At 43.4% G+C, this 17,030-nt stretch carries 16 protein-coding genes; 7 read left to right on the top strand and 9 right to left on the bottom strand.

The features are described 5' to 3' along the window. Positions 1-83 precede the first annotated feature (83 nt). Positions 84-1,556: an IMP dehydrogenase gene (gene guaB / locus SWP_RS06495; protein WP_020911627.1), complete on the bottom strand. Its 1,473-nt coding sequence runs from the start codon at positions 1,554-1,556 to the stop codon at positions 84-86. A gap of 120 nt (positions 1,557-1,676) precedes the next feature. Between guaB and xseA the strand changes: the two genes are divergently transcribed. From xseA to SWP_RS06470, 5 genes are all read left to right on the top strand, one after another. Then, entirely contained in the window at positions 1,677-3,011 is a 1,335-nt protein-coding gene (gene xseA / locus SWP_RS06490) for an exodeoxyribonuclease VII large subunit (protein ID WP_044555731.1), read from the top strand. A gap of 406 nt (positions 3,012-3,417) precedes the next feature. Beyond that, a complete protein-coding gene (locus SWP_RS06485; protein ID WP_020911625.1) occupies positions 3,418-4,350 on the top strand; it encodes a CsgG/HfaB family protein in 933 nt (310 codons plus the stop codon). An 11-nt stretch (positions 4,351-4,361) separates the two neighbouring features. After that, positions 4,362-4,721, top strand: coding sequence for a hypothetical protein (locus SWP_RS06480; protein ID WP_020911624.1), 360 nt, complete (start codon positions 4,362-4,364; stop codon positions 4,719-4,721). Between the two features lie 13 nt (positions 4,722-4,734). Beyond that, a complete protein-coding gene (locus tag SWP_RS06475) occupies positions 4,735-5,088 on the top strand; it encodes a DUF4810 domain-containing protein (RefSeq protein WP_020911623.1) in 354 nt (117 codons plus the stop codon). An 8-nt stretch (positions 5,089-5,096) separates the two neighbouring features. After that, complete coding sequence (locus SWP_RS06470; protein ID WP_020911622.1) at positions 5,097-5,774, top strand: GNA1162 family protein; 678 nt, start codon at positions 5,097-5,099, stop codon at positions 5,772-5,774. A gap of 150 nt (positions 5,775-5,924) precedes the next feature. Here SWP_RS06470 and SWP_RS06465 read toward each other — a convergent pair whose 3' ends face one another. Then, positions 5,925-6,911 (bottom strand): helix-turn-helix domain-containing protein, encoded by a 987-nt coding sequence (locus SWP_RS06465; protein ID WP_020911621.1) that lies wholly within the window; start codon positions 6,909-6,911, stop codon positions 5,925-5,927. 928 nt (positions 6,912-7,839) lie between these two features. Between SWP_RS06465 and SWP_RS06460 the strand changes: the two genes are divergently transcribed. Both SWP_RS06460 and SWP_RS06455 read left to right on the top strand, forming a co-directional pair. After that, positions 7,840-8,214, top strand: a complete 375-nt coding sequence (locus SWP_RS06460) for a hypothetical protein (RefSeq protein WP_044555730.1) — start codon at positions 7,840-7,842, stop codon at positions 8,212-8,214. Between the two features lie 41 nt (positions 8,215-8,255). Further along, positions 8,256-8,873 (top strand): hypothetical protein, encoded by a 618-nt coding sequence (locus SWP_RS06455; RefSeq protein ID WP_044555729.1) that lies wholly within the window; start codon positions 8,256-8,258, stop codon positions 8,871-8,873. A 445-nt stretch (positions 8,874-9,318) separates the two neighbouring features. On the opposite strand, the gene der is transcribed toward SWP_RS06455, so the two are convergent. The 7 genes from der to pilW form a co-directional block, all read right to left on the bottom strand. Next, the gene (gene der / locus SWP_RS06450) at positions 9,319-10,791 is read right to left on the bottom strand and encodes a ribosome biogenesis GTPase Der (protein ID WP_020911619.1); all 1,473 of its coding nucleotides are present in this window, start codon (positions 10,789-10,791) and stop codon (positions 9,319-9,321) included. 86 nt (positions 10,792-10,877) lie between these two features. Further along, a complete protein-coding gene (gene bamB, locus SWP_RS06445) occupies positions 10,878-12,065 on the bottom strand; it encodes an outer membrane protein assembly factor BamB (protein WP_020911618.1) in 1,188 nt (395 codons plus the stop codon). A gap of 11 nt (positions 12,066-12,076) precedes the next feature. Beyond that, positions 12,077-12,697, bottom strand: coding sequence for a YfgM family protein (locus SWP_RS06440; protein ID WP_020911617.1), 621 nt, complete (start codon positions 12,695-12,697; stop codon positions 12,077-12,079). A gap of 14 nt (positions 12,698-12,711) precedes the next feature. Further along, positions 12,712-13,986, bottom strand: a complete 1,275-nt coding sequence (gene hisS, locus SWP_RS06435) for a histidine--tRNA ligase (RefSeq protein WP_020911616.1) — start codon at positions 13,984-13,986, stop codon at positions 12,712-12,714. 80 nt (positions 13,987-14,066) lie between these two features. Beyond that, positions 14,067-15,182: a flavodoxin-dependent (E)-4-hydroxy-3-methylbut-2-enyl-diphosphate synthase gene (ispG, locus tag SWP_RS06430; protein ID WP_020911615.1), complete on the bottom strand. Its 1,116-nt coding sequence runs from the start codon at positions 15,180-15,182 to the stop codon at positions 14,067-14,069. 22 nt (positions 15,183-15,204) lie between these two features. Further along, positions 15,205-16,215, bottom strand: a complete 1,011-nt coding sequence (locus SWP_RS06425) for a RodZ domain-containing protein (RefSeq protein WP_020911614.1) — start codon at positions 16,213-16,215, stop codon at positions 15,205-15,207. Further along, the gene (gene pilW / locus SWP_RS06420; protein WP_044555728.1) at positions 16,215-17,003 is read right to left on the bottom strand and encodes a type IV pilus biogenesis/stability protein PilW; all 789 of its coding nucleotides are present in this window, start codon (positions 17,001-17,003) and stop codon (positions 16,215-16,217) included. The genes SWP_RS06425 and pilW overlap by 1 nt, the downstream gene beginning before the upstream one ends. Positions 17,004-17,030: the final 27 nt, after the last annotated feature.

The raw sequence follows: 17,030 nt of genomic DNA, 5'->3' as shown, positions 1-17,030 counted from the left end.
ATCAGTGCTGCGTGTATAGCGATTAATCGCTAAGGCAGTTCACAACTAAATAAAAGGCGACCGTCATGGTCGCCTAGCAAACTTTAAGAACCTGAACTGTAGTTCGGCGCTTCTTTGCTAATTTTCACATCGTGAACATGAGACTCGCCCATGCCAGCAGCGGTGATTTTAACAAACTCAGCTTTCTCATTAAGTTCTTTAATCGTGGCACAACCTGTTAGGCCCATGCATGAACGTAAACCGCCCATGTGCTGATGAATGATCTCTTTAAGCTTGCCTTTGTAAGCAACGCGACCTTCGATACCTTCAGGGACTAGCTTGTCTGCAGCGTTATCACTTTGGAAGTAACGATCAGACGAACCTTGTGTTTGTGTCATTGCGCCCAATGAGCCCATTCCACGGTATGACTTATAAGCTCGGCCATTATAAAGTTCAGTTTCGCCAGGTGCTTCATCGGTACCAGCAAACATAGAACCCGCCATGATGCATGATGCACCTGCAGCAAGTGCTTTTGCTAAATCACCAGAGAAGCGAATACCACCATCGGCAATAACAGGAATATTTAGATGCTTAACTGCTGTCGCTGCATCAGATACCGCGGTAATTTGTGGTACACCTACACCAGTCACGATACGAGTAGTACAGATAGAACCAGGACCAATACCCACTTTAACCGCATTAACGCCAGCTTCAACAAGGGCTAAGGCACCTTCAGCGGTAGCGACGTTGCCACCAACGATTTGTAGTTCAGGGTATTTAGCGCGAGTATCACGAATGCGTTGTAGTACGCCTTCTGAGTGACCGTGAGATGAGTCGATAAGTAAGATATCAACGCCGGCAAGAACAAGCGCGTCAACACGCTCTTCATTACCTGGGCCTGCACCAACCGCCGCACCGACACGTAAACGACCTAGTTCGTCTTTACATGCATTAGGCTTACGCTCAGCTTTTTGGAAATCTTTAACAGTAATAAGACCTTTAAGCTTAAAGTTGTCATCAACAACCAATACTTTCTCAACGCGGTGAGAATGCATCAGTGTTTGCACTTCATCAAGCTTAGTGCCTTCAGCTACGGTAACAAGTCGATCTTTAGGCGTCATTACCTGATCAACAGTACGGCTCCAATCAGTAACAAAACGCACATCACGGCCAGTAATAATACCGACAAGTTCATTGGCTTCATTAACGACAGGGTAACCAGCAAAACCGTTCTTTTCAGTCAATACTTTAAGATCGGCTAAAGTGGTGGTCGGCGTCACAGTCACTGGCTGCTGAACAATACCCGCTTCGTAAATTTTTACTTTGCGAACTTCTTCGGCCTGTTGCTCAATCGTCATATTTTTATGGATAAATCCTAAACCGCCTTCTTGCGCAATCGCAATAGCTAAGCGTGCTTCTGTGACGGTATCCATCGCAGCAGACACTATAGGCGTGTTCAGTTCTATCGTATTTGTTAGACGTGTTTTGAGAACGGCAGTATTTGGGAGGACGGTGGAGTGCGCTGGAACTAGCAACACATCATCAAACGTTAGCGCTTCTTTCTTTAATCTTAACATGCAACATCTCCCCAAGAGAGTAGGATTTAGAGGTGAAATATTGCGGCGAGATTATACCTTGCATATCTGGGTTGGTAAATGGAAAATAGGCATTAATTAGCATTTGTGTGTAAAAAAATAATGAAAACCTCAAAAAACAACGTTTACACCGTCTCTCGACTCAATGGAGAAGTCAGACAACTTCTCGAGGGGCAACTAGGTCGAATTTGGCTAAATGCTGAAATCTCAAATTTTGCCGCGCCCGGTTCTGGCCATTGGTATCTGACTCTTAAAGATAATTTTTCTCAGATCCGTTGCGCCATGTTTAAAGGCCGCAACCAAGCGGTAACCTTCAGACCCGCTAACGGTCAACAAGTACTCGTTAAAGGCAATATTAGTGTTTATGAGCCAAGAGGTGACTATCAGCTATTAATTGAATCTATGTTGCCAGCCGGGGATGGTTTGCTTGCTCAGCAATATGAAGCACTGAAAATGAAGCTTGCCGCCGAAGGCATGTTCGCCACCGACACCAAACGTCCGCTGCCAGAAAATATTCAGCGTATTGGCGTGGTAACCTCCCCGACTGGCGCCGCCATTCGCGATATATTGCATGTACTCGCCCGCCGCGACTCATCAATAGAGGTCATCATCTACCCAACAGCCGTACAAGGCACTGACGCTGCGGTGAGTATCTGTAATGCCATTAACTTAGCCAATAGCCGCGCTGAAGTTGATGTACTGTTAGTGACCCGCGGTGGCGGCTCCCTTGAAGATCTATGGAGCTTTAATGATGAAGGTTTAGCCCATACCATCTATAACAGTGGTATCCCGGTAGTTTCTGCCGTTGGTCATGAAGTTGACACGACCATTAGTGATTATGTTGCCGATCTGCGTGCGCCAACACCATCAGCTGGAGCCGAATTATTATCGAAAGATGCCGATAACAAAGCACAGAAGTTAAATGCTGTATTATCGCGTTTGCAACAAAGCTGGCAGCACTATCAGTTAAAGCAGCAAAATAGGTTGCAAACTTGCGAGCATAAGCTGCAAAAACAAGATCCACAACGACGTTTGCAAACCTATGAGCAAACCTTTGATGAGATGCAACTAAGACTGCAAAAAGCCCTGCAAACAAAGCTACATAGCTTGACGCTTAAGCAGCAACAGTTAGCAAATAGACTCGATAACCAGTCACCACAACATCGACTAGAACTGGAAAGCCAGCGCTTAAGTTATTTAGCCGAAAAGCTAAAAACATCCATGACAGACAAGCTTGCTATGAGTGAGCAGCGCGTTGCCCATCGTGCGCAGCAGCTCGATACTGTAAGCCCGCTGGCAACATTAAGCCGAGGGTACAGTATTACCTTAAATGGTGAAGGAAAGGTGGTGCAAGGTGCGGATGACACAAGTGTAGGAGATACACTCACCACACGATTACGAGATGGTAATATAACTTCAACTGTAATTGATATATAGAAAGGCTAATCGAATTAAGATTACTAATATAGCCAAGCTCACTTACAGCCCATATCCTGCGGGCTGTAGATAGCTATAAGTACAACTATTTAATACCCAATAACGATTCATACATTAGTAAAACCAGAATTAGATATCCCATATCCCTAACCTAATGCACACTTCAAAAGCTAGTAATCATCAACAAAATTCAACAAAAAAGTCAGTGCCAATTAACATCTAATGGTATACTATTCAGCTTGTTACAAAATCAGCCATACCAATTAAATACAGCTCAAAAACGCAACATTCATCTAGAATTTAAAACTAGAAACATATGCGTTTATTAAAAATAACGGAAGCAATTGATACACCTTTAATGAATGAGTATTTAGTGCTCTCTATCTTGAAAATAAGAAGATGAAATATGAAAAAATGGAATATTTTTACACTGACATGCTTGGCAATTTTCTGCCTGCAATCGCCAGTATCCGCATCAGGGCTAGATGCAACTAAAGCGTCAACGACTGTTGCGTCAAACGATAGCCTTACCTTTCTTAAACGTAAAATAGCAATCGCTAGATTCTCAAACGAAACTCAAGCTGCAAATAGCTTTTTAGTTGACAGTTCCAATAACCGAATAGGCAAACAAGCTGCCGATATATTAAGTGCACGCCTCGCCGATACCAACAAATTCATCATGTTTGAACGTCTAGATACCGAAGATCTTAATTCAGAGAACATATTAAAAGGGATCAGTGATAGTGGTGTTGCCGTTGATTACCTAATTGTTGGCTCTGTAAGCGAGTTTGGCCGCTCAGCTGAAAGTACAACAGGCATCTTTTCCCAATCTAAAATTCAAAAAGCCTACACTAAGGTCAATGTTCGACTCGTTGATGTATCAACCGGCAGGATCATAAGTTCTGTTGAGGGCGCTGGTGAAGCATCAACCGAAACAAAGAAAACACTTGGTGCTGGCACCTCTGCAGCTTTTGATCAGAGTCTTACAGATAAAGCCCTTTCTCAAGCAATATCTCAAATGATCAGTAATTTGGTAGAAAACATGACTGCCAAGCCATGGAAATCTTACTTTCTATCAAATGAAGATGGCACATTCATTATATCTGGTGGTGATGCTCAAGGTCTCACTGAAGGAATGCAGTTAATTATTTATCAAAATGGCAAGCAGGTCAAAAACCCGCAAACCGGCGGTATCATTTCTCTTCCAGGTAAAGAAATCGGTAAAATTCAAGTCCTATCAACCTATGGTGACGATGAGTTCGAGCAGATTTCTTTCGTTGATGTTGTCGAAGGCAGCGTCGGTGATGACCTTTCAAAATACTACTTATCTGATAAATAAAGAGACTTTTCATGAAAACGATTATTTTTTTCTTTTTAAGCATCTTTATAGTTGCTTGTGGCTCCAATGTTCAACGAAGCCAAACCGGTCTAGAGCATGAACAAAAAGTAGTAGTCATTGCCGAATCGCTCATTGGCAGTTCTATTACAGTAGCCGCAATAAATAACCATACAATTGTTGCTAACGACTTAACACCATATGCTACAGGTATAGCGGGTGCGGCAGATGCTGCCGATGAAAACCGTCAAATACTAGTGATTAAACTAGATAAAGGTTCCCATAGAATTTCAATCAAGAGCCCGTCAGGTACTCTTATTTATAACAAAGAAATTTACCTTGCTGACGGCCAAGTAAGAACTATACGACTTTAAAGGATTAACAAAAATGCTAACTAGAATGAAGTACCTTATTTTACTTGCTACAAGCTTTATGTTTGTAGGTTGTGCAACTGTAACGGAAAGCGGCTACTACTGGGGAAACTATTCAGAGACTTACTATGAATACATTAAGGCTCCATCAGAGCAAACTGTGACCAATCATCTCAATGAATTAAACGACATTGTGGATACTTCAAAAAAGAAAGGTTTAAAAGTTCCTCCAGGTATTTATGCTGAGATTGGTTATATCACAGCAAAAAGAGGAGATAGTGATAACAGTATTGCCTATTACCGACAAGAGGCTGAATTATACCCTGAGTCTAAAGGTTTTATTGAACGTTTAATCGCTGATAATAAATAGGAATAAAAATGCGCTTACTAATTACTGTTACTATTGCCTTACTTATTTCAGGCTGTGCTGCAACAACAACCACTAAGGAAGCTGCCTTCCCCGAAATGTACTCTGACGTTAATCGTCAAACGATGCTCATTGTACCTGTCATCAACGAGACAACCGCTGCTGAAGCGCCAGACTTCCTTAATGCGACTGTCGCACAACCTTTAGCAAACAAAGGTTATTATGTTCTACCTGTACCAATTGTCAGCAATATATTTAAAGAAGCGGGCATTGTAGATGGAACGCAACTTAAAGGGATCCCATTCTCAACCTATAAAGATAAGTTTGGCGCTGAATCAATCCTTTTTATTAAACTAAAAACTTGGGAAACCAATTATATGGTTATCTCAGGGAATGTTACTGTCGGGATGGAATATGTATTAGTTTCTGCGGACACTAATAATGTTTTATGGTCTTATCAGAACACCTTTGTCCTTGACACTTCAAGTTCGTCTGGGAATATACTTGCAGACCTAGTAGTCACAGCGATTACCACCGCGGCTACCGATTATGTCCCTGTAGCTCGCCGTGTTCACGCTAATGCAGTAACAACTCTACCTGTTGGGGAGTATCACCCTAAACACCTCCAAGATGGAAAAGATAAAAATGTTATTCCTGCACTAGCTACAGCGCCAGTAGAGAGATTCTAATGCGATTAGGTAAGAGCAGAGCTTATGCTCTACTCTTACCTTTCTCCCAGCATAAACAAAGAAAACACTGTTGAGTTGCTCTCTTATTCATCACTGTAAGCAAAAGATGGAGACGGTAAGTATTTGACTTGCGGCTTAAGGTTAAATTTACTAATCCGTACCATGCAAATCATCTTTATCAAACAGCTCCACGAGCCCGATTAACGCGACAAATAGAACTGCACCGACCGGCCAGATAATCCAAGTTTCACCCCAGTTCATGGTCCACAAACTCCAGCCAAGGTAAATAGCAACCAGCATCGGCCAGTAGAACGCGGCTAGCTTCTCAGCCTTTTTAGCTCGCTTACTCCTACCTTCTTTTAAACCACCCTCTTGTAAAATATGGCTGTAAGCAGTGTATTTTGCGCTAACAGAGGAGATAACATAGATCCCAGTGGCGATCATTAACATCATTACGATGAGCATCATAAGCACACTAGTACCGCCACTGAACAGTTGATTCGCTATCATTAACGGTACAAAGCTGACAATAAACAAGAATATCGCTATCGATAACCTACGGTTATAGCGAGGTCTAAATCTGTGCAATTTGTCACTAATGACACTGTGAACTCCGTAGGCTAACTCAAAAGGTTGCTTATCAATAGCAACGAAATCATCTTCATACTGATTGGTTTTAATAAAATAACTTACTGCGATTGATATCATAATCAGTATTGACACCACTCCCAATACCGCAGCGGTATTTCCGCTTATTCCCAATCGACTGGTTTCAGCCATCGCCAAAAAGAAAAACAGTGGCACAACAGAACACACACAAAGTACCACCCCTTTGGTAATGAGTTCAGACACTGTTACTTTTTTATCGGTATAGGCTAAGGCTTGCTCTAAGCTTATCAAATTGGTCTGAGATACACTTTCTAGAGTTTCACTAACTTCGGTTTCATCTTTTAGTAAAAAATCAGTTGAGACCTCAAAAATCTCTGCCAGTGTTATTATCCGGTTTAAGTCAGGTATGCTATTGGCGCTTTCCCACTTAGAGACTGACTGCCTTGAGACATTCATCTTTTCAGCTAGGTCTTCCTGCGACCAGCCGCACTGCTTCCTTAATCTGATTATCTTGTCTGCTAAAATCATAAGCGTCGTTCCTTGGTCTGTTATTTAGCCGTAAGCTTATTAAATCAGATGGTTGCGCACTACCAACTGCGACTAACATTGTGTCAACCAGCAGTTGCACTCTAGTTGCGATGGGAGCGTTTTTCGGTTTAAACACTTAAGCTAGCGATTTTAGTTGAGACTCACAAGTTAGTATTTACTTAGACAGTAAAAGTTATTTTGTATGACAGGTTCACATCAGGAGCTTTAGAGTTATGCTGCGCGGGTTAATAAAGAGCCCACAACTAACTTTTGCCCCTAAGTTGGTTGGCCTTCGAATGAAGACTAATTACATTTTTTTGGGGAGTGTTACCAAGAGGAATGTTTGAAGCTGTAGTTTCATAGTTATAAATCGCCTCCAGCGGGGCATATGCAGACACTGCCGTGACACGCAGCAAGTCCATCCATGGAGGCTCAGCCATGACGTCCATGTCATGGACGGTCACGGCCGTATCTGCACTTGGATAATTGGTGTTTTAATTTGTACTGTAGTGGTAAGGCTTCTAGTACGGAAATGCCCCAAAGTTAGTTGGAGCTCTATAAGTTTTATCAAGCTAAGCTTGATCAAAGTCGTGAGCTGGATATTTACACAGGTATAACTGAAAGTGAGTAAAAACACTCATTATGGCGCAATTAAAGATGCCAGAAACGGTCCTGCTAGGCATCGATAATTTTTTAACATTTCACAAAACCTATAAAAAAATCAGACTTATGACAAATGTAAAAAAGTGATACACGGACCCATTGAACACCCTAGGCTCTCTTTCTCCGCTGCCAATAAGGAAATTTATGCAGCCTAAACTTAGAAATTATCAATTTACAGCAATACTTTGGCCGTGATAGCTTGTTAAATATTGGCGAGTTGCTAAGAACGTTATCGTTCGACCAATGAATAAGCTGTTAGGTGAATATGATTGATTCTGTTTATAGCATTTGGTTAGAATTTACTTTAGTAATGGTTTTAATAGGGATTATTACTCCAGTATTTGGTGTTTTTAGAGAGCGTAATCACTCTTTAAGCCGACTAGGATACCTCGCTTTATTACAAGTAATCTTGTTTGTTCTAGGATTTTCGAGTGTGATTTCATATTCTAGGAATTCACCAGTGACTGCGATTGCAGTAATTGCAGCTTCATGTTTGTTAGTGTGCAACTTCACTGGTAAAGTTAAGGGGTGGCAAGTTAATGCATTGTATTTGTTCCCTATTCTAATGCTGGTGGCAGTTATTCTTAACTACTTTTCCAGTGATATATTTTTTTCCATCCTTAGTGTTGGTATAGCGTAATAACCTAACAAGCTGCTAAATCAAGATTCACCAAGGCTGTCATGTCATTTGCCGTGCAAATCGTCTCAGTACCAGGTTCACTTATTAATATGGCGTTAAGGGAGTACATGTCTAGGCTCATATTATTAATCATCATTTGTATGTCATTCTCTGTTAAAGCAGATAAAGAAGCACCTTCTAAACCATTTATTGCAACACAGGATACTGCGTTGGAATCATACTATTTCAAGATGATTCCAGAATATTCCTATTATGAAAATGGAGCGTTAATAGTTGAAAAAGAGGCGTGGGGGAAAGCTTACAGGTTAAATTATGATGGTTCAAATACTGAACTTTGGTCTGTATCTGGCTGGTATGCTCGTGAGGTTTATCTTGCAGGGAAAGATGCCCAAAACTTAGTTAGGTTGGGAGACTGGCCTAGAGGTCATGAGCTGAAGGAAACAGATTTGGCTGTTGCTTTTTATGATAGCGGCCGCCTAATTAAATCATATTCAACAAAAGATTTAATTAAGAACAAAAACAGTATCGACCTCACTGTTTCGCACTATCGTTGGTTAGAGTCTCACGAATTTAACCTGTCAAGATCACGCTTCACTCTAACAACACTGGGGGGGACTACTTATAGGTTTAGTGTTTCAACTGGTGACATTGTTGAGTGAAGCTCCCCTAACAAGGCCAAACTCCACGTTTATTGATGCATTACCGTAAACCCGTTTACCATACTTTCCCTAATAAAACTCAACACCCCAAGCGCTTTAACTCTAACAAGCTCTTGTCCAAAAACGGGTTAACGAAAGACTAAAATGAATTTTGCTAGTTATTCATTTGATTTGGGCTGTGCAAGCTTCTAAATCATGGATGATTTAGTAGAGCCTATAGGGATATATTCACGGCGACTTGCAAAAGCTCAATACAATTGAATTACCCTATACTTTCTGACCCCTTATACTAGCCTTTAAACTCTTTGTGCAAAGGCATTTCAGTCCAATAACAAGCTAGTAGGCGCTTGGTCATAGATATTAGCCCAACAAAAAAGGAACCCGTAGGTTCCTTTTAATCACTAACTTGGCCATCAAACTCGATCACCAAATAATAAGCAAAGCATTAATCTTTATTCTTATCACGAATATGCCCGACCATACGCTTACGGCGACGCTCTTGGCTCACCGTTAGCTTCTTGGTGTTCATCCCTTCGAATGGGTTGCCACCGTCTTGGAAACGGATCTGGATCGGCGTACCTATAACTTTTAGTGAACGACGGTAGTAGTTCATCATAAAGCGCTTGTACGAGTCAGGTAACTTCTTAACCTGATTACCATGTACCACGACAATTGGTGGGTTGTAACCACCTGCGTGAGCGTATTTAAGCTTCACACGACGGCCATTCACCAATGGTGGCTGGTGATCGTCTTGTGCCATCTGCATGATACGGGTCAACATCGAGGTACTTACGCGGCGCGTAGCACTGTCGTATGCTTCTTCAATAGACTCATATAAATGCCCAACACCCGTTCCGTGCAATGCTGAGATAAAGTGGATACGTGCAAAGTCAATAAAACCTAGACGACGGTCAAGTTCACTCTTAACACGGTCTTTCACTTCTTGGTCAATACCGTCCCACTTGTTGACGGCAATCACTAACGCACGACCAGCGTTCAATGCAAAACCTAATAGACCTAGATCCTGCTCGGCAATACCTTCACGGGCATCGATGATCAGTAGTACGACGTTACAGTCTTCAACCGCTTTTAAGGTTTTAATAACTGAGAACTTCTCAACGGTTTCATGTACCTTGCTACGACGGCGTACACCGGCAGTATCAATCAATACGTATTCGCGACCTTCACGTTCCATTGGAATGTAGATACTGTCACGAGTGGTGCCCGGCTCATCATAAACAACCACACGCTCTTCACCTAAGATGCGGTTGGTTAGCGTTGATTTACCCACGTTAGGCTTACCAATGATGGCAAGTTTAATCGGTAAGTCTTGCAGACGCTTCTGCTCAGCTTCCGCTTCTTCTTCAGTATATTCACGCTCTTCTTCGCTCTCTTCGCCTTCACCGTCTTTGGTGATCCCCATCGCTTCTGCGTAAGGTGCTAAAGAGTACTCAATCATATTTGTCACGCCGCGGCCTTGCGCCGCGGCCATTTGGTATACTTCACCAAGACCCAATGACCAAAACTCGGCACACGCTGAGTCAGCGTCGATACCATCAACTTTGTTAGCAACAACAAAGGTTGTCTTTTCACGGCTACGAAGATGCTGGGCAATCGCTAAGTCAGCGGCTGTAAGACCAGCGCGAGCATCAGTCATAAATAGCACTACATCAGCCTCTTCAATCGCCGCTAGCGATTGCTCTGCCATGCGGGTTTCAATCCCCTCTTCAGTGCCATCGATACCGCCAGTATCAACCACAATGAATTCATAGCCAGCCAGATGCGCTCGGCCGTACTTACGATCCCGAGTTAGCCCAGGAAAATCTGCCACTAGAGCATCTCTGGTACGGGTAAGTCGGTTAAAAAGGGTCGACTTACCAACGTTTGGTCGCCCAACAAGGGCCACAACAGGAATCATTTAATTGCCTCTATTACTCATTTTCTATTAACTAAAAAGCCCCCGGAATACACATCCAGGGGCCTTATCATCTTTCACAACTAGGCTTACGGAAGTGTAACTCGAACCACTTTTCCACCACGAGTCTGCACATACAAGTTGTCTTTAACAACCAGTGGCTGACTGTATAAACCAGAACTATCTACTTCAACACGACCTACTATTTGGCCGTCGGACTTGTTCAAAAAGTGCAGGTAACCTTCAAAATCACCCACTACAACATAGTCTTTAAATGAAACTGCTGCGGTTAAACCACGGTTAGCAAGCTCTGAATTATTCCATAACTCTAGACCATTTCGTCTATCAACAGAATAAATACGGCTATGATCATCAACAACAAACAGACTTGCACCTGAATAGGCTAACTCATGGAAGCTTGAATACTTACGTGTCCAAACAACGCGACCTGTACGCATCTCCATTGAGACTAAGTTACCGTTGTAGCTAACTGCATATAGGTTTTCACCGACTAGCAGTGGCTTCATGTCAACATCAGCCATGCGCGAGAATTCATTACCACCCGCGGGTGTGTAAATCGCTTGTTCCCAGGCTGCCTGACCGTTGTTTTTAATTACTACCGCTATTTTACCATCAGCAGTACCAACGAAAAAGCCGCCAGCGTCATAAGCTGCAGAACCCGTACCACGCAATGTTAATGTGGGCAGTTGGTTTTCATAGGTCCAACGCTTTTCGCCATCATCAACGTTAAACGCTTCTAGTGTGCCTGCGCCAGTATTAACCACGACAATGTCTTCACCAACCGTCGGCGCCGATAGCACTTCACCGCCAGCAATCACATGCCAAATATTGTCACCAGTTTCAGCATCAAATGCTGCAACCAGACCGCTCTCACCGCCCACAAATACCTTGTTACGTGCAGCTGTTACACCACCCGCCAAACGTGCGCCTTTGTTTTTAGCTAAAATATTATCTCTAAAGATTGAGCTAAAATCTTTTTCCCACGCTTTTTCGCCAGTCGCTTCGTCAAATGCTAAGACTTTACCGTAACGGTCAGCCACAAAAAGCTTATCGTAACGAGCTGCAGGTCGCAGGCGAGAATAGTAGTCACCGACACCATCACCTACATTGGCGCTCCAGCTTACTGCTGGGAATACGCTTGCTTCTATCTCTGCAAGTGGCGTAATAGGCTCTTCTTCTACATCGTTCGATGAACACGCAGACAGCAAACCGATACTCAATCCACATGCGAGCAGTGTTTTGCACCAAGACTTCATGGGCAGATTCCTTATGCCTTGTTCAAATTATCAAGCTTCATTTGTAATGTTGGACTACTCATAGTGCCACCATTTTCTACTGCAGCTTGATAAGCAAGCCTTGCCTTGTCGGTTTCACCTTGGCGAACCAAGAAGTCACCTTTTAATTCATCTCTTTGCGCTGCTGAAGCAACATCTTTGATCTGCTCAAGCGTAGTAATCGCAGTGGCAAATTGACCTTGCTCAGCTTGTACGCGAGCTAAACGCATAGTGGCAATCAGCACGATACTGCTATCGGCATTAACCGCAATCACGTTCTTAAGTGTTGCTTCTGCTTTCTCTAAATCGCCAGTTTCAACAGCAGACTTAGCCACCATTAGCTCAAGCAATGACTGATAGCCTTGCTGACCATGTTCTTTGGCAAAAGTTTCTGCAGCGCTAAGCATTGCAGCGTCAGCTGTATTTTGACTGCTTAGTGCTTGAAAAGACTCAGAAGCCGCTTCCGCTTGAGCCAGCTGATAGTCAGAATAATAGTTCCAACCGAATAATCCACCTAAACCGACAACAGCACCTATGACAACTGAGGAACCGTAATCTTTCCAGAACTGTTTGATAGCATCTACTTGTTGCTCTTCTGTGCTATAGACTTCCACGTGTACTTCCCCTTTTAAACCAGTTCTGCAATATAAGTCGCCAACGCATCTCGGGCAACTAATTCTTGTGCTTTATCTTCACGAAGGTACTTAACTGCAACTTGATTATTGGCAAGTTCATCTTCACCAATAACAAGCGCCACAGCAGCACCGCTTTTATCTGCTCGCTTCATCTGCTTCTTAAAGTTACCGCCACCGCAATGGCTCATTACTTTTAGATTCGGCAAGCTTGCTCTTAAATCTTGTGCAACCTTTATCGCTTCAACACGGCAGCTATCGCCCATTGCAGTAACATATACATCTACCGCAGGTTTGATATCTTTATCAAGTTCAAGCGTTTGTAGCAATAACACGATACGCTCAAGCCCCATCGCGAAGCCTACAGCGGGTGTTGATTTACCACCAAGTTGACCAACTAGGCCGTCATAACGACCGCCAGCTAATACGGTGCCTTGTGAACCAAGACTTGATGTCACCCACTCAAATACCGTGCGGTTATAATAATCTAAGCCGCGCACTAGACGAGGGTTGATTGTGTATTGGATGCCAACAGCCTCTAAGAGTTCACATAAATGTGAAAAATGTGAACGAGTCTCTTCGCCTAAGTAATCCATCAAGGCTGGCGCATCAGCTAGCAATGCCTGCACAGCTGCATTTTTAGAGTCTAAAACTCGCAGCGGATTGCTGTACATGCGGCGCTGACTATCTTCATCAAGTACATCTTTATGTTGCTCTAAAAAGGCAATAAGAGCATCTCGGTACGCGGCACGCTCTTCACTATCACCTAAGGTGTTTAGCTCTAACGTGACGTGTTCAGTGATGCCTAATTTTTCCCAAAGCATGGCAGATAGCATTAATACTTCTGCATCGATATCGGCACTTGGGATCCCGTAAACTTCAACACCAAATTGATGGAATTGACGGTAACGACCTTTTTGTGGGCGTTCGTGACGGAACATAGGGCCCATATACCAAAGACGCTGCTCTTGGTTATACAGTAAACCATGTTCATTACCTGCGCGCACAGTTGATGCAGTGCCTTCGGGGCGTAACGTCAAGCTATCGCCATTTCGATCATCGAAGGTGTACATTTCTTTTTCAACGATATCAGTAACTTCACCGATTGAACGCTTGAAAAGATCGGTACTTTCTACAATAGGTGTACGAATTTCACTATAACCGTATGCACTCACTGTTTCTCTAAGAACGGTTTCAAGTTTTTGCCATATAGGACTTTGGGTCGGCAGAATGTCATTCATTCCGCGGATCGCTTGGATCTGTTTTGCCACTATTCGACTCGCCAAATTTGCTATTTAAAAATAAAAAACGCCCTGCATTATAGGCGTTTCAATACTAAACGTAAAACGGGTTACTTAGTTACATCTTGCGCTGGAATTCGGCTTTCGCTCATCGCCACTTTGGCGCGAATTTTAGCTTCTAGCTGATCAACAATATTGTTATTGTCAAAACGCTCTTTCTGACGCACACCATCTTTATAGTAACCACTCATGCGGTTACCACCAGTTAGGCCAATATCTGAAATAAGCGCCTCGCCTGGGCCATTTACCACACAGCCAATGATTGAAACATCCATTGGTGTTACCACGTCTTCTAAGCGCTGCTCTAATTCATTAACGGTAGAGATTACATCAAACTCCTGACGGGAACATGACGGACAGGCAATAAAATTAATGCCCCGCGAACGGATCCGCAATGACTTAAGAATATCAAAACCGACTTTAATCTCTTCAACCGGATCGGCTGCCAGTGAAATACGTAGCGTGTCGCCAATACCATCCGCGAGTAACATTCCCAAGCCAACAGCAGACTTAACCGAGCCTGCACGCGCACCACCGGCTTCCGTAATGCCTAAATGAAGTGGTTGTACGATTTGCTTAGCCAGTAAACGGTACGACTCTACGGCTAAAAAAACATCAGAGGCCTTAACGCTGACCTTGAACTGATCGAAATTAAGACGATCAAGAATATCCACATGACGCATTGCAGATTCAAGTAATGCTTCCGGCGTTGGCTCTTTATACTTGTCCATTAGTTCTTTCTCTAATGAACCACCATTAACACCAATACGGATTGGAATATTCTTATCGCGAGCACACTCAACAACACTGCGGATACGCTCTTCGTTACCGATGTTACCTGGGTTAATCCGCAGGCAATCAACGCCGTACTCCGCCACTTTAAGTGCGATACGGTAATCAAAATGAATATCAGCCACTAATGGTACATTAGTCTGTTGCTTAATCAGTTTAAACGCTTCTGCGGCATCCATGGTCGGCACCGACACGCGGACGATATCGGCGCCGACGTTTTCTAGTGCTTTAATTTGTGCAACTGTTGCAGCAACATCTGTTGTGCGAGTGTTGGTCATTGACTGCACAGCAATAGGTGCGCCGTCACCAATGGGAACATCGCCCACATAAATGCGGCTGGATTTGCGTCTAATAATTGGAGATTCGTTATACATCGTCTTTGTGCTCTGTCATTCGTTATTGTCCCGCAAGTGGTAAGCTAAAACGTGCCACTTTACCGCTGGGGTACTGATCCAAACTGACTTGAGTTCCATTCAGCTGGATATTCACAACTTGTGGTGCGCCTAATATCACCGCAAAAGGCTCAGCGCCTGTGACATTAATATCGCGACCCGATTTCTTTAAGCCATCGATAAGTGTATTACCGTTAGCATCAGTAACCTTAATCCAGCAGTCACCGCTAAGTGTTAGCATTAACGCTGAAGTCACGGCGTCGCTGGTATCATTGTCTTGACTGTCGACCATTGAAGCAAGTAATTGCGCTGCAGAGACTTGCGAGCTTGCTTCGGCAACTTGAAGCTCAGGCTGCTCTTCTGACGTGACGTCTTGGTTTGAAGCAATGTACTGCTCAGTACTATTGTTATCTGCTACGTCGTCGCCAATGGTCTCGACAATCCGCTCATCAAGGGGAATGTTATTTGATTGCGCTGCAAGGGCTGCTTCACTATTTATCAGCGACTCGTCATACATGGCTTCTTCAGCAGATGCGGCAACTTCCTCAACTGTCGGTTGAGAGTAATCAACGGTGGTCTCCATCGACGATTTTTGGAACCACCACAGCACCATTAACGCCAATAAGACAAATACGATGATGTAGGTTAACGCCATTAACCTGCCGTCACGGGCTTGATGAGTTGTCTTTCGTGAAAAGCTTTGCATCGACGGCTGCTCATCATTAAGCAGTTGCTTGTCTAGGCAAGTTTGTACTTCGAACGGATCAGCTTGCACCGCCCGCGCATAGTTCTTTACATAGCCTCTAACATAGGTTGCCGCGCCAATTTCTAATAGGTTGTCGGCTTCTATTTCTCTGATGATAGCTGGGCGTAAATGCAATTGCGCCGCAATATCCTCTACCGAAGCCCCTTTGTTTTCGCGGGCTTTTTTTAGCAAAACGCCCAGTGTGAGCGTTGGCTCATCCACTAGGCTTTCAGTGTCTATGTTGGGCAGATCATTTTGTTCATTTTTCATTAATGCATATTAGCCCGATATTGCTTGGCTTGAGCCGAAGAGGGAAATTTTGCTAATAGTAAAATACCATATTTCCTAACCGCTTCTTGGTCATTCAAGCCTTGTTCAATTTCAATTCCTAGCGCTAAACTGATCGGAGATTCAACCGCTACCTTGTGGTAGTTTGATAAGCGAATTTTTGCTTCTTCGAATCGTCCAGCTTCGAGTTCCATTTCGGTTAACTCGATAAGCGACGTGCGTCTTCTAGGATCGTACTTAAGCGCCATAGTAAAATACCGTTGCGCTTTTTCTATTTGACCTGCTTTTCGGCTACAAATTCCCAAGTTTTCATAAGTAGAGGCTGATTGAGTGTATAAGGGGCGTTCAACTGCTTTAAGAAACATCTCCTCAGACTCAGCATACTTACCTTGCTGACACAGGAAAGTACCGAAATTATTATAAGCATCACCACTAGCGTCTCGAAGGCGAGTGGCGTTGCGATAAGCCTGTTCAGTCTTTTCTAACTCACCCACTGAGCTGTAATAATAAGCAAAGGCTAAATGCACATCTTCAAGTTCAGGTGCAAATGCTAAGGCTCTGTCTAAGTTAGACTTAGCTTGCTCACTGTTACCTTTCTGTAGATAGGTTAAGCCTAACTGCACCCGCTGGCGAGCCGCTGCGACTTTATCGACTTTGCGCTCAGAGACCGGTGTATCTGTACCCGTATAAGTATTTTGTGTCACGCAGCCCGAAAGCGCTGTCGCAGACAACAAAATAAGCAAGGGCAAGCTCACCTTTCTATGATTCATCGTTAAGCCTATCTACCAATAGATACA

The sequence above is a fragment of the Shewanella piezotolerans WP3 genome (assembly GCF_000014885.1).
Lineage (GTDB): Bacteria > Pseudomonadota > Gammaproteobacteria > Enterobacterales > Shewanellaceae > Shewanella > Shewanella piezotolerans.
The sequence above is the reverse complement of the archived record's forward strand: the minus strand, read 5'-3'. Positions and strand labels throughout refer to the sequence as shown.

What these genes read in the sequence shown, in the direction of transcription:
- guaB (WP_020911627.1), bottom strand. Translation starts at nt 1,556, where the DNA reads ATGTTAAGATTAAAGAAAGAAGCGCTAACGTTTGATGATGTGTTGCTA.
- xseA (WP_044555731.1), top strand. Translation starts at nt 1,677, where the DNA reads ATGAAAACCTCAAAAAACAACGTTTACACCGTCTCTCGACTCAATGGA.
- SWP_RS06485 (WP_020911625.1), top strand. Translation starts at nt 3,418, where the DNA reads ATGAAAAAATGGAATATTTTTACACTGACATGCTTGGCAATTTTCTGC.
- SWP_RS06480 (WP_020911624.1), top strand. Translation starts at nt 4,362, where the DNA reads ATGAAAACGATTATTTTTTTCTTTTTAAGCATCTTTATAGTTGCTTGT.
- SWP_RS06475 (WP_020911623.1), top strand. Translation starts at nt 4,735, where the DNA reads ATGCTAACTAGAATGAAGTACCTTATTTTACTTGCTACAAGCTTTATG.
- SWP_RS06470 (WP_020911622.1), top strand. Translation starts at nt 5,097, where the DNA reads ATGCGCTTACTAATTACTGTTACTATTGCCTTACTTATTTCAGGCTGT.
- SWP_RS06465 (WP_020911621.1), bottom strand. Translation starts at nt 6,911, where the DNA reads ATGATTTTAGCAGACAAGATAATCAGATTAAGGAAGCAGTGCGGCTGG.
- SWP_RS06460 (WP_044555730.1), top strand. Translation starts at nt 7,840, where the DNA reads ATGATTGATTCTGTTTATAGCATTTGGTTAGAATTTACTTTAGTAATG.
- SWP_RS06455 (WP_044555729.1), top strand. Translation starts at nt 8,256, where the DNA reads ATGTCATTTGCCGTGCAAATCGTCTCAGTACCAGGTTCACTTATTAAT.
- der (WP_020911619.1), bottom strand. Translation starts at nt 10,791, where the DNA reads ATGATTCCTGTTGTGGCCCTTGTTGGGCGACCAAACGTTGGTAAGTCG.
- bamB (WP_020911618.1), bottom strand. Translation starts at nt 12,065, where the DNA reads ATGAAGTCTTGGTGCAAAACACTGCTCGCATGTGGATTGAGTATCGGT.
- ispG (WP_020911615.1), bottom strand. Translation starts at nt 15,182, where the DNA reads ATGTATAACGAATCTCCAATTATTAGACGCAAATCCAGCCGCATTTAT.
- SWP_RS06425 (WP_020911614.1), bottom strand. Translation starts at nt 16,215, where the DNA reads ATGAAAAATGAACAAAATGATCTGCCCAACATAGACACTGAAAGCCTA.
- pilW (WP_044555728.1), bottom strand. Translation starts at nt 17,003, where the DNA reads ATGAATCATAGAAAGGTGAGCTTGCCCTTGCTTATTTTGTTGTCTGCG.